The 12,376-nt window shown below is 45.9% G+C and carries 11 protein-coding genes and 1 riboswitch; of the genes, 4 read left to right on the top strand and 7 right to left on the bottom strand.

The window, feature by feature from the left end:
* Nucleotides 1-24: 24 nt before the first annotated feature.
* Entirely contained in the window at nucleotides 25-1,221 is a 1,197-nt protein-coding gene (locus tag MHH91_RS07070; protein WP_013352031.1) for a pyridoxal phosphate-dependent aminotransferase, read from the bottom strand.
* A 92-nt stretch (nucleotides 1,222-1,313) separates the two neighbouring features.
* On the opposite strand from MHH91_RS07070, the gene MHH91_RS07065 reads away from it, so the two are divergent.
* From MHH91_RS07065 to mtnA, 3 genes are all read left to right on the top strand, one after another.
* Nucleotides 1,314-2,093 carry a carbon-nitrogen family hydrolase gene (locus MHH91_RS07065; protein ID WP_013352030.1) on the top strand — a complete coding sequence of 260 codons (780 nt, stop codon included), beginning with the start codon at nucleotides 1,314-1,316 and terminating at the stop codon, nucleotides 2,091-2,093.
* A gap of 92 nt (nucleotides 2,094-2,185) precedes the next feature.
* A riboswitch (SAM riboswitch) is annotated at nucleotides 2,186-2,340 on the top strand.
* A gap of 109 nt (nucleotides 2,341-2,449) precedes the next feature.
* Nucleotides 2,450-3,634 (top strand): S-methyl-5-thioribose kinase, encoded by a 1,185-nt coding sequence (gene mtnK / locus MHH91_RS07060; RefSeq protein WP_013352029.1) that lies wholly within the window; start codon nucleotides 2,450-2,452, stop codon nucleotides 3,632-3,634.
* Between the two features lie 6 nt (nucleotides 3,635-3,640).
* Entirely contained in the window at nucleotides 3,641-4,702 is a 1,062-nt protein-coding gene (mtnA, locus tag MHH91_RS07055) for an S-methyl-5-thioribose-1-phosphate isomerase (RefSeq protein ID WP_013352028.1), read from the top strand.
* 241 nt (nucleotides 4,703-4,943) lie between these two features.
* Here mtnA and MHH91_RS07045 read toward each other — a convergent pair whose 3' ends face one another.
* The gene (locus MHH91_RS07045; RefSeq protein ID WP_013352027.1) at nucleotides 4,944-5,441 is read right to left on the bottom strand and encodes a methylated-DNA--[protein]-cysteine S-methyltransferase; all 498 of its coding nucleotides are present in this window, start codon (nucleotides 5,439-5,441) and stop codon (nucleotides 4,944-4,946) included.
* Complete coding sequence (locus tag MHH91_RS07040) at nucleotides 5,438-7,657, bottom strand: PAS domain-containing sensor histidine kinase (RefSeq protein WP_014471732.1); 2,220 nt, start codon at nucleotides 7,655-7,657, stop codon at nucleotides 5,438-5,440. Before MHH91_RS07040 ends, MHH91_RS07045 begins: the two co-directional genes overlap by 4 nt.
* A gap of 256 nt (nucleotides 7,658-7,913) precedes the next feature.
* On the opposite strand from MHH91_RS07040, the gene MHH91_RS07035 reads away from it, so the two are divergent.
* Nucleotides 7,914-8,936: an acyltransferase family protein gene (locus tag MHH91_RS07035; protein WP_013352025.1), complete on the top strand. Its 1,023-nt coding sequence runs from the start codon at nucleotides 7,914-7,916 to the stop codon at nucleotides 8,934-8,936.
* Between the two features lie 41 nt (nucleotides 8,937-8,977).
* On the opposite strand, the gene MHH91_RS07030 is transcribed toward MHH91_RS07035, so the two are convergent.
* The 4 genes from MHH91_RS07030 to htpX all read right to left on the bottom strand — a co-directional run bounded on the left by MHH91_RS07030 (nucleotide 8,978) and on the right by htpX (nucleotide 12,322).
* Nucleotides 8,978-9,148, bottom strand: coding sequence for a hypothetical protein (locus tag MHH91_RS07030; RefSeq protein ID WP_013352024.1), 171 nt, complete (start codon nucleotides 9,146-9,148; stop codon nucleotides 8,978-8,980).
* A 1-nt stretch (nucleotide 9,149) separates the two neighbouring features.
* A complete protein-coding gene (locus MHH91_RS07025; RefSeq protein WP_013352023.1) occupies nucleotides 9,150-9,824 on the bottom strand; it encodes a DUF421 domain-containing protein in 675 nt (224 codons plus the stop codon).
* Between the two features lie 94 nt (nucleotides 9,825-9,918).
* On the bottom strand, nucleotides 9,919-11,271 hold the full coding sequence (locus MHH91_RS07020) for a TrkH family potassium uptake protein (RefSeq protein ID WP_013352022.1): 1,353 nt from the start codon (nucleotides 11,269-11,271) through the stop codon (nucleotides 9,919-9,921).
* A 157-nt stretch (nucleotides 11,272-11,428) separates the two neighbouring features.
* Nucleotides 11,429-12,322: a protease HtpX gene (htpX, locus tag MHH91_RS07015; RefSeq protein WP_013352021.1), complete on the bottom strand. Its 894-nt coding sequence runs from the start codon at nucleotides 12,320-12,322 to the stop codon at nucleotides 11,429-11,431.
* Nucleotides 12,323-12,376: the final 54 nt, after the last annotated feature.

Here is a 12,376-nt window from a genome sequence, read left to right as displayed (position 1 = left end):
AAAGTATTTTGAATTATCGCATTGTTATTTTGATATGTCAATGCTTTTTCGGGTGAAAAGATTGAGTTTCCCGATCCGTTCCGCAGCCTCTTTAAGTCTTTCTTCACTTGTCAGAAGACCGACTCTGATATAGCCCTCCCCCCATTTTCCGAACCCGTTTCCGGCTGCGACCGCGACATTTGCTTTTTCCAGCAGCAGATCTGAAAACGACTGTGATGTATAACCGTCCGGCACCGGGAGCCATGCAAAAAAAGAGCCCGCGGGAGCCGTGACATCCCAGCCGATATCGCGGCATGCTGCAATCCATGCATTTCGTCTCGACTCATATCTGTCATTTTGCGCTGCGACGCACGCCTGATCAGCTAAAAGAGCTGCTGCCGCCGCCTGCTGCGCGGCGGGAAACAGGCTGACAAACATATGATCCTGATAAAGGTTGATCGCTTCGATAACAGACGCGTTTCCGGCGGCAAATCCGACACGCCAGCCCGCCATGTTATAAGTTTTTGACAAGGTATAGATTTCAATTCCTGTCTCTTTTGCACCTTCCGTCTGCAAAAAGCTCAGCGGTTTATGCCCGTCGTAGCCGACTGCTCCGTATGCGAAATCATGTACGACACAAATGCCGTTTTGTTTTGCAAAGCTGACCGTTTCCTCAAAAAACGCCTCTGTCGCCACAGCACCGGTCGGATTATTCGGATAATTGAGATACAGCAGCTTCGCCTCATTCTGCACCTTTTCAGGAATTGCGCTGTAATCAGGGAGAAACCCTCTATCTTCCGTCAGCGGCATCATTTCCATTTTCGCTTTCGCAAGGGCGACACCCGACCAGTAATCAGGATATCCGGGATCAGGCACAAGAATTGTATCTCCCGGGTTCAAAAGACATTGCGGAAGCTCTACAAGTCCCGCCTTGCCTCCGAACAGCACGGCCACTTCCGTTTCCGGATCAAGCGTAACCCCGTACTCCCTTTCATAAAATTCAGCGGCTGCTTTTTTGAAGCTGTAAGCGCCCCGGAAGGATGAGTATTTATGATTTTCCGGCCTTTCGACGGCGCGCTTCATTTCCTCAACGATATGCTGAGGCGTCGGTTGATCGGGGTTCCCCTGTCCCAAATTGATGACGTCTTTGCCTTCTTTCAGCTTTTGATTCACTTTTTGCACCAATGATGCGAAAAATTGTTCCGGCAGCTGTTTGAGTACATCAGAGATTTCAAAGTTCATATTTTCACCTTCTAAAAATTTCTTGAAATGATAGTCCATCATCATATATGGTTAAATAAAAAAAGTAAAGAGAAACTTGGGGTGTTGAAAAAATGAAATGGACCGTTTCTTGTTTGCAATTTGATATTTCATACGGAAATCCTTCAGAAAACTTCAAAAAAGCAGAATCTTTGATTGAGCAAGAAAGCCGCCGCGCTGATGTCATCGTGCTTCCTGAGTTATGGACGACCGGCTATGACCTCACACGGCTTGACCAGCTGGCGGATGAAAACGGCGAAACCTCGGTACAATGGCTTAAAAAAACGGCCAAAAGATACAATGTACACCTCGTTGCCGGATCTGTCGCGGTCAAAGAAGGAGAAAATGTCTATAACACCATGTACATCGCCGATAACAGCGGACAGATCGTGAAGCAGTATCAGAAAGCCCATCTGTTTCAGCTGATGGATGAACATCTATATCTGTCAGCAGGAAACAGCGACGGTTCCTTTGAGCTTGACGGTGTCAAGTGTGCCGGGCTGATCTGCTATGATATCCGTTTCCCCGAATGGATCAGAAAGCATACGTCCAAGGGAGCAAATGTACTCTTTATCTCTGCGGAATGGCCGTTGCCCCGCCTCGATCATTGGCGAAGCCTGCTTATCGCCAGAGCAATTGAAAACCAATGTTTTGTCGCCGCCTGCAACTGCACGGGATCCAATCCCGATAATGAATTTGCCGGCCATAGCCTGATAATTGACCCATGGGGCCGGATTTTGGCCGAAGGAGACCGGACGGAAGGCGCAGTCCCAGCGGAAATCGATGTTTCAGAAAGTGAGGCCGTGCGCGGCACCATACCGGTTTTCCAAGATTTGCGGCGTGATTTATATTAATTTTCAAAAAAACGTTGACAAGAATATTCCGCACCTGCTAATATTTTCATCAACTGATTAATCCGAATTGTGATACAAATCAATATATTTTTCTCTTATCGAGAGTTGGGCGAGGGAATCGGCCTTTTGACCCCAACAGCAACCGACCGTAATTCCATTGTGAAATGGGGCGCGTACATTTTGCGCCGAGACATTGTCTCATAAGGCACGGTGCTAATTCCATCAGATGTTATCTGAGAGATAAGAGGCGGACTGCACTGTTTCAGCCTCCTTCTCTTTCAGAGAAGGAGGCTTTTTTTCGGGCGTATTCTCCGTCACGATCTCTTACAGCCACTACATAATAGGAGGGTAAATCCATGTCTGCAACTAAAACAAGTCTTTATGAACAATTAACAGAAAGCTCCGCCGCCGCGCTAGCCGTGAAGCTCGGCTTGTTCCAAAGCAAAAGCACCCTGACATGCCGTGAAATCGGCGACGGCAATTTGAATTACGTCTTTCATGTGTACGATAAAGAAAACAAAAAGGGACTGATTATCAAGCAGGCGATTCCTTACGCCAAAGTCGTCGGTGAAAGCTGGCCGCTTACGATCGATCGGGCGAGAATCGAAAGCAGCGCCCTCATCCGCCAGGGCGAGCATGTGCCGCACCTCGTTCCGGCCGTTTACTATTCCGATACTGAAATGGCCGTCACGGTAATGGAAGACCTCTCGCATTTAAAGATCTCAAGAAAAGGGCTGCTGGAAGGAAAACATTATCCGAACTTATCGGCCCATATCGGTGAATTTTTAGGAAAAACGCTGTTTTACTCATCCGCTTATGCGCTTGATGCGAAAGTAAAGCAGCAGCTCGCAAAGCAGTTTACAAATCCTGAGCTTTGCAATATCACAGAAAGACTTGTGTTTACAGAACCGTTTCTCGATCATGAAACAAATGATTTCGAAGAGGAGCTGCGCCCATACGCAGAAAAAATTTGGAACAATTCCCGGCTGAAAGAAGGCGCCGATGAATTGAAAGCCATCTTTCTGAATTCAGCGGAAACATTGATTCACGGCGATCTGCACACGGGAAGCATCTTCGCTGATGAACATGAAACAAAAGTCATTGATCCCGAATTTGCTTTCTTCGGACCGATCGGCTTTGACATCGGCCAATTTATCGCCAACCTGCTGTTAAACGCCCTCAGCCGGGACGGTGACGACAGACAGCCGTTATATGACCATACTGCCGCCGTATGGGACACATTTGTGAAAACATTCAGTGAAGCTTGGGAGAAAGACAGCTTGCCTTCCTGCAGACATCTGCTGGAAGATACACTGAAAAACACGTTTGAGGAAGCGGTCGGTTTTGCGGGATGCGAATTGATTCGGCGCACGATCGGACTCGCCCATGTAGCTGACTTAGATGAACTCACTCCGTTTGACAAACGAATTGAACGGAAAAAGCTGGCGCTTGAAATCGGCGCCTGTTATATCGAAAACAGAAAAGAACTGAAGGATATCACTGAGGTTCTGGAACAATTTAAGCTCCGTGTAAAGGAATGATGCAGCATGACCAATGAATTTGCCATCCCCCGTTCTGTGGAATGGAAAGAAACATACATCCGCATTTTAAATCAGCAAAAGCTCCCTGACGTTACTGAATATGTGGATCTTGAAACAAAGGAAGATGTATTCGACGCGATTATCACACTGAAAGTAAGGGGCGCTCCGGCCATCGGTATAACGGCGGCGTTCGGACTCGCGCTCTCTGCCAAATCGTTTGAAGTCCGCGATCTTTCTGATTTCCGCCGTCAGCTCGCGGATGTCAAAGCGTATTTAAACAGCTCGAGACCGACTGCCGTCAACCTCGCGTGGGCGCTTGACAGACTGACGGACTCCATCAGAGATGCGACCTCAATCAATGAAGCGAAGACAACGCTCGTTCATGAAGCCATTCAGATTCAGATTGAGGATGAAGAAACATGCCGGATGATCGGCCAAAATGCTCTGCAACTTTTTAAAAAAGGCGATAAGATCATGACTATCTGCAATGCAGGTTCAATTGCCACAAGCAGGTACGGTACGGCGCTTGCCCCCTTTTACTTAGCGAAACAAAAAGACCTCGGTCTTCATATTTACGCTTGTGAAACAAGGCCCGTTCTCCAGGGGTCCCGGCTGACGGCGTGGGAGCTGATGCAGGGCGGGATTGATGTCACGCTCATTACTGACAGCATGGCCGCCCACACAATGAAGGAAAAGCACATTTCAGCGGTCATTGTCGGCGCTGACAGAATTGCTAAAAACGGGGATACGGCCAACAAGATCGGAACGTATGGCCTCGCTATTTTGGCAAACGCCTTTCAAATTCCGTTTTTTGTGGCCGCACCGCTTTCGTCTTTTGACTTACAGATTGAAAACGGCGATCAGATTCCTATTGAAGAAAGAGATCCGGATGAAGTCAGACAGATCTCCGGCATACGCACCGCTCCTGAAGATGTGCCGGTCTTCAATCCTGCCTTCGATATTACACCGAGCAGCCTGATTTCAGGCATTATAACCGAGAAAGGCATCGTGACTGATTCTTACACGGAAGAAATTGAACAATTATTTGCAGACTGCCAGCTGAGCTGAAAAACCGCTGATGATATTGCCTCAGGCAATGTCAGCGGTTTTTTTGTCTGCATAATGTAATCACTTCATCTTTTTGGGCGGCTGAAATCAGATGCATTTTAAAAAACAGCTCTGCATAGCCGGCTATCTTTTGCGGACGGCTCACTCTCATCAGGCTTCGTCCTCCTTTTTCGTAAGACCAACTTTTTTCACTTAATAAAATGATATGTCGGACGTGAAAAAACGGAACGTGCCATATGCTTTATTTTTCTTTATAGGATATTTGTTCGATGTTCAGCAGCACCGCTTTTACATCCGTCTGGGTGCCCGCGTAACCCGTTAAGGCGCTGTTTTTGCCGATTACCCGATGGCACGGAATCAAAATCGGCAGCCTGTTGCGTTTATTGGCTTGTCCGATGGCGCGCACCGCTTTCGGTTTGCCGATCATTTCGGCTATATCACCGTAGCTCCGGGATTCGCCGTATGGAATCACCGTCAGCGCGTTCCATACCTTTTCCTGAAAAGCTGTCCCTTTTTGTCTCAGAGGCAGAGAGAAATGCCTTCTTTCTCCGGAAAAATAAGAGGTCAGCTGCTGTTTCGCCTCAGATAGCAAAGCGGTTTCACACGATTTCACGCCGGGCGTATCTTTCCGCCATTTCTCAAAATCTTCCCCGTTGAGAAACAGGCCGGTAATAAAGCCCTCTTCCTCTGTTATGATGACGGTTCCAAAAGGTGCCTTCACACTTGTAAAACAGATCATTCGCCGCTCCTTCTTTCTTCAGTATTCTGCCGGATCGGAAGCGTCAAATGAAAGACGGTGCCCTTCCCTTCTTCACTCTCCACATGAATGCGGCCCTGGTGCTCTTCGATGATTTTATAGCTGACCATCAGACCGAGCCCCGTTCCCCTGTCTTTTGTCGTGTAAAATGGTTCGCCAAGACGTTTTAATTTGTCTTCGGACATGCCTGTTCCTTCATCTTGAAGAGAAATCAGAATATGGTCTTTATCAGAAGGCTGAATGGTCACGTAGATATTGCCGCCGCCCGGCATGACTTCAATGGCGTTTTTTAAAATATTGATAAACACCTGTTTTAATTGATTCGGCTCACAGTAAATCGGCGGGATGTTTCCGGTCAGGTTCAAATGGATCTGCACATTGACAAGATTGGCTTGGGCATTCAAGAGATCGGCCGTGTCTTTCATAATCTGCGTCACGTCTTTTTCTTCATATAATATCGCCTGAGGTTTCGCTAAAATTAAAAATTCAGTGATGATAGACTCGATGCGTTTTAATTCTGAGGTAATGACGTTAAAGTACAGGGAATGTTCTCCTTCAATGCTTCCTTGCAAAAGCTGAATGAACCCTTTCAGCGCCGTCATCGGATTTCTGATTTCGTGGGCGATGCCGGCCGCAAGCTCACCTACGACGTGAAGAGTGTCTGATTTCCGCAGCCGCTCCTCAAGCTCTTTGGCCTCGGTGACATCTTTAAAAATGGCCAGATTCATATTTTGAATGATATTCCTTTTGAAGGAGAATTCCAGTTTGCGGCTGTCACTGCTGCTTAACAGGAAGGGGATTTCATTATCCATTCCTTCTAAATCAATCTTTCTGGCGGGCACACCCGCGTTTTCAATATCAAATAATGAAAGAATATCCGGAACGGTGTACGCTCTCAGCTCCTCATCCGGCATGCCGAGGATACGGCTTGCGAGAGGGTTTGCGTCAATAATGCGGAATTGGTTGTCAAACAAGACTTTGCCGTCCATTGAGCCGTTGAATACTTTTCTGAATTTCAGCTCGCTTTCCCTCAATTCTTTTTCCATCCGCTTTCGATCGCTGACATTTCTTAAAATGGTTAAATGCTGACCTTCAAGTATGGTTCGTTTTGATGTGAATTCAAGCTCTTTATATTGGCCGTTTGCCATCTGAAACAGCATCTCTTCACGGATTTCCCCGTATTTTTCATATTTTTTCTTAATCTGTTTGTATTTTTTCTGCGGATCAACGATAAACGAACATAAATTCCGTTCCACCAGCTTATCCATCGGCAGTTCAAAAATACGGCACGCCGACTCGTTTGCTTTGGCAATCCTTCCGTCATCAGACCAAATGACAATCGCGTCCATAGCGTTTTCAAAGATTTCGCGGAAACGCTCTTCGCTTTTAAAGAGTTTCAATTCCATCGACCGTTTCTCCGTTATGTCCCTCATAATGGACATGTAAAACCCGCTGATCAAGTTGGACGTAATCGTAAATTCAAACAGCTTCTCCTCGCCGGACCGGAGCTTGACCGGCAGCTCTCCTTTAGCTTTTCCTTTTTTGCCGAGGGTGTCCCAGATTTCTTTCAGGTGCTTGTTGTTTTCTCCTTCTGTAAAATGGCGGAGCGACAGATGGGACAGTTCATTCTGACCGATCTCAAAGCTTTTGCAAAAAGAGAGGTTCGCATCAATAAACCCGCCGTCCTTGTCAAACAGGACGATGCCATCGACAGCTCTGTCAAACAGATCTTTAAACAGCTGCTCTTTCATGGAAAATTCACGCTCTAGTATTTTTTTAGAGGAGATATCCCTCATCACCACAAAAAAATAATCCTCCCCAATTCCGTCTTTGGCGAGGAATTCAATGTATTTCGTCGCGCCGCTGTCAAGCTTAATCGGCACCTCTTTCCACAGATGGCCCTTTTTCAAAAATTTTTTCACGGCCTTATTCAGTTCTTCCTGAGGCACAGAATATAAAAAGTCCAGGACGGAGCGGTTTATGAGGCTCTCTGCCTCAATCTGCATCATCCGGGCGGCAGCCTCGTTCGCCTGGACGATTTTCATTTCCTTATGGCATATAAAAATGGCATCAAGCGTGTTATTCATAATCACATGATACCGATGCAAATCACTCTTCAGGCGGTCATTTTCCTCCTTCATCCGCTTCAGCTGCTCTTTCAGCGACTCCTTTGTTTGCAAATCCAGAGTTTCAGCCATTCAGTACACTCCTTCTTCAAAAACCTATCCTTCAATATTTCTACAAAATACCTCATCTTCCTTCATTCGCCCTATACATTTCAGAAAATTTCAATGATATGACAAGTTAAAGTCTTTTTCTACGATCCTTACCTCCCCATTACATCATCCTAACAATCCCTTTTGTCCTCCTTCAATTTTTTGTTTTTTATTTTAAAATGAACATCATCAGGAAATAATCATGCAGTGGATGATTTTTTGAAAAGAAGGTGATGCTATGACAAAATCGCGAGACAGTTACTTTGACAACGCCAAGTTTATCTTGATTTTTCTGGTGGTGTTCGGCCACATTCTCCGGTCTTTTATTAACGGAAATGAGTTTATGCTTCATCTCTACAAATTCATTTATACTTTTCATATGCCGGCCTTTATCCTGGTTTCCGGCTATTTCGCTAAAAACTTTAAGCGGAAAGGTTATGTGAAAAAGCTGGCTGTGAAGCTGATTATTCCGTACCTGATTTTTCAGGGCATCTACTCGGTTTTTTACTACTTGATTCAGGATGAAAGCATGACAAGCGTCAATCCGATTGATCCGCAGTGGTCTCTCTGGTTTTTAGTCAGCTTATTCTTTTGGAATCTGCTGCTGTACCCTTTTACGAAGCTGCCAAAAATGTGGGCGCTTGGAGCGAGCTGCGGGCTTGCCGTTATGATCGGGTATCTGGATTTCATCAGCAGCACGCTGAGTCTCTCACGAACGTTTGTCTTTCTTCCGATGTTTCTCGTCGGGTTCTATTTGAAAAAACAGCACTTTGATTTACTGCGTGCCAAAAGAGGCAGGCAGATTGCCGCCGGCGTACTCGGGATTGTTTTCCTCTTATGCTGGTGCATTGATTTTGATTACTCGTGGCTGTTCGGGTCGGAGCCTTATTCCACATTCGGCACAGTGACGCTGTTGAGCGGTCTGTCGCGCATCGGCTGGTATGTATTGGCCTTTGCCGCCACATTCAGCTTTTTGGCGCTCGTTCCGCAAAAGCGTTATTTCTTTACGAAGTGGGGTACGAGGACGTTTTACGTGTATCTGCTGCATGGATTCATCATAAAAACGCTGCGCCAGATCGGGCTTGAAGATCACCTGTCTGATTACCAGAATTTAGTCATGCTCTTGATTTTAACGGCCGCTCTTACTTCCATTCTCTCCAGCAATGCGGTGAAAACGGCCGCACAGCCGTTTATTGAACTGCGGATAACCGGCTGGCTTGAAGCGGTGAAAGGAACAAGAAACGGTGTTTATTCGAAATAATAAAAAATACCTCTTAAGCGATATCGCCTAAGAGGTATTTTTTATTTTTTGCTGTCTTCTTTCTTCTTGGGTTTCGTCTGTTCAAGCGTTTCAATCAGTTTTCCGGCGTTATAATCACCAAGCTCGCTTGAAAATTCTTCTTCAAGCAATTCAGGGTCCATCGGCTTTTTATGGTTTTGCATGTCTCTACTGTGGCGATTTTTTTTCGTCATGTTATTCGCCTCCTTGTTTGCCGTGTTTTGATTTGCGGTTTGCGCCTCTCAGTCCGGGATCACCGTCATATTGCGTTTTGTATGCATCTTTGTCCATGCTCTCAGTCGGTGTATTGTTATTGGTCAAAGCTTCATTCTTCGCTGCTTTGCGTTTCATTTGATTTCCTCCTTCTGTCAGCAAATCTGTTTTGAATTCATCAAGCATTTTTTTCAGGTCGCGCACTGTCACGTTTTTGGCATCATCAATAAGCTCATAGCCGATCTGTCCGTTCGGCTCAAGCAACACATATTTAAAATCTTGTATATCCCCGAGGCCTTCCTGCCTGATCCGCATTGACAGCTGCGCCTCGGTGAAACGCATCTTTTTTAAATTTTCCGGTATGATTTTTCCGTCTCTGACAACGGCGATGGTTTTTCCTGAAAATAAAACCTCAAAAAAGTTTGATTTGATTTCTAAATATTCCATCAGGATCAGTACTGCAATAAAAATCGCAGCCGCGAAAATGGTTTCCCATAAACTATGTTCAATAAACGGCTGAATAATAATTGAGCCGATGGAAATCATGATGACTGTCTGGGTCACCGACAGCTGGCTGATCGATTTCCGCCCGGCAATTCGCAATAAAAAGGTACCGACCGCTATCATAATCACAGATTTCCAGAATACGGCAAACAATGACGTCACCTCTTTACAAATAGAATCTCCAAAAAAACTGCTGCCACACATCCATTTTCCGGAAATAAAATACACCGCTTTTAAAAAAGCGGTGTCAGCCGATTATAATTCTTTCCTTCGGATAGTGATAATTCGCTTCGATTTCCTTTCGGCCGATTAAATAAAGGAAAGTCAGAATGCCGATCCGGCCGATAAACATGACGATCATGATCACGCATTTTCCGATATCGCTTAAATGCGGGGTAATCCCAAGCGAAAGCCCGGTCGTTCCGAAAGCGGAGCAAACTTCAAAAAGCAGTCCGAGCAGCGTCTGATTCTTCTCCGTCACAGCCAGAATCAGCGTCGATCCGAACACAAGCAGAATCGCCATCATCGTAACGACCAGCGATTTCATGACATCAGCCTGATGAAGCTCGCGTTTAAAGACCTTGACCGCTTTATTCCCCCGGGCAAAATGAAACAGAGCAAGAAGGTTAAGCGCAAATGTCGTGGTGCGGATTCCGCCGCCGACTGAGCTCGGCGATGCGCCGATGAACATAAGGGCGCACATGAAAAATAGTGTCGGCGCCGACAGCTGACTGATATCAATTGTCGCAAGCCCGCCGCTTCTTGTAGCGGTTGATTGAAAGAGACATAAAAACAAAACATCATGCCAGCTTTTTCCCTTCATGGCATGGCTTGCTTCAAGCGCGTAAATTCCGACGGCCCCGAACAAAACGAGCATTCCGAACGTAACGGTCGTAATTTTCGTAAACAGCGTAAATGAGTATCTGCGCTGTTTTGAAAACAAAAAGTCCTTAACTTCTACGAGCACCGGAAACCCGATCGCACCGAAAATAATCAGAAGCATCGTAATAAACTGCACGAAATAGTCATGCCTGAACGGAACGAGTGAATTTCCCGTAATATCAAAACCGCCGTTTGTCGTGGCGCTGACACTCGCAAAGAATCCGTGCAAGTAAGCTTGTTCAAACGAATGGTAATACGTTAAAAAATATGTTCCTAAAATGATGCCGCCCAAAAACTCGATTAATAAAATCAAAAACAGGACTTGCTTCATCAAGTTGACGATTCCGGAAAACTGCGATTGATTCTGATCCACCATAATGAGCTTCCGTTCCCGCAGACCGATCCGTTTGCGCATAATCAGCCAGACGAATGTTCCGAGCGTCATGATGCCGATTCCGCCGAATTGCAGCACGAATGCCAAAATGACAATCCCGGTCGTGCTGAATGTATCAGCCGTGTTGACCACCGTTAAACCCGTTACACTGACTGAGCTGACAGCTGTAAACAGCGCGTCTATAAACGACCAGCTGGCCCCTTGTTTGTGGGCTGCCGGCAGACTTAACAATATAACTGCCACCGTCACAGCAAGAAAATAATATAATGCAATCAGCTGTGCAGGCGACAAGATCTGTATGAATTTCTTCAGCATTAATTTCATAAGATAATTCCTTTTGCCTCTCATTGTAGTACGTAATTATTCTAATGATATTGGGAGAATTTTTAAAGGTCTTTTTAGAAAGATTTTTTATTTACCTTATGTAATTTGCCGATCTTTAATCAAAAAACCTCTGAACCAATGTCAGAGGTTTTGTTGATTATTTGGCTTCAAGCCTGCGGATGCGTTCATCCAGATCAGGGTGTGTAGAGAACAGTGACGAATGCTTTTTGCCATTGATTTTTAACGTCTGCACCGCCGTCTGATCCTCTTCATTCACGTGTCCTGTGTAAGACTTCAGCGTACGCAGGGCGTGAATCATTTTATCCTTGCCGGCAAGGTCGGCACCGCCGCGGTCAGCGTGGAACTCTCTGTGACGCGAGTATGCGAAGACGACAAGACTGCCGAGAATGGAAAAAATAATCTGAAACACGATCATCGCGATAAAATGCACGACCGGCGCGAGGTCTTCTTTGACAAAGCGGCTTGCAATCCATGCCGCGATACGGGAAAGGAAGACGACGAACGTATTGACGATTCCCTGCAGCAGCGTCATCGTGACCATGTCACCGTTTGTAATGTGTGCGACTTCATGGGCAAGAACCCCTTCCACCGCAGCATCATCCATCTGCTGCAATAAACCTGAGGAAACCGCGACAAGTGAGCGGCGCTTAGAAGGCCCGGTCGCAAAGGCATTGACCTCAGGGGAATGATAAATACCGACTTCAGGCATTTTCGTCATCCCTGCAGTACGGGCCAGTCTGTGCACCCGGTCAACCAATTGCTGCTCTTCAAAGCTGAGTGACTGTTTCTTCGGATTTAACACCCGGACACCCATCATCGTTTTGGCCATCCATCTGGACATTCCGAGAGAAATAAAAGAACCGACAAAACCGACGACAAGACTGAACACGAGCAATGCCGTCAGATCGACGCGGCCATTTTGTATATACGAGCCGACACCGGTGACGCTTGTAATAATCGTAAGCACAATTCCGATTGTCGTAATGACCAAAAGGTTTGTTAAAATAAACAGAAATATTCTTTTCGCCATAATTACCTCCGTCTTTTTTAAGATCAAAAGAACTTATTTAATTAAATTATAAAT

Source organism: Bacillus sp. FSL K6-2819, from assembly GCF_038008305.1.
Taxonomy (GTDB): Bacteria; Bacillota; Bacilli; order Bacillales; family Bacillaceae; genus Bacillus; species Bacillus amyloliquefaciens.
Note: the sequence above shows the minus strand (reverse complement) of the source record. Positions and strands in the feature narration are given on the sequence as shown.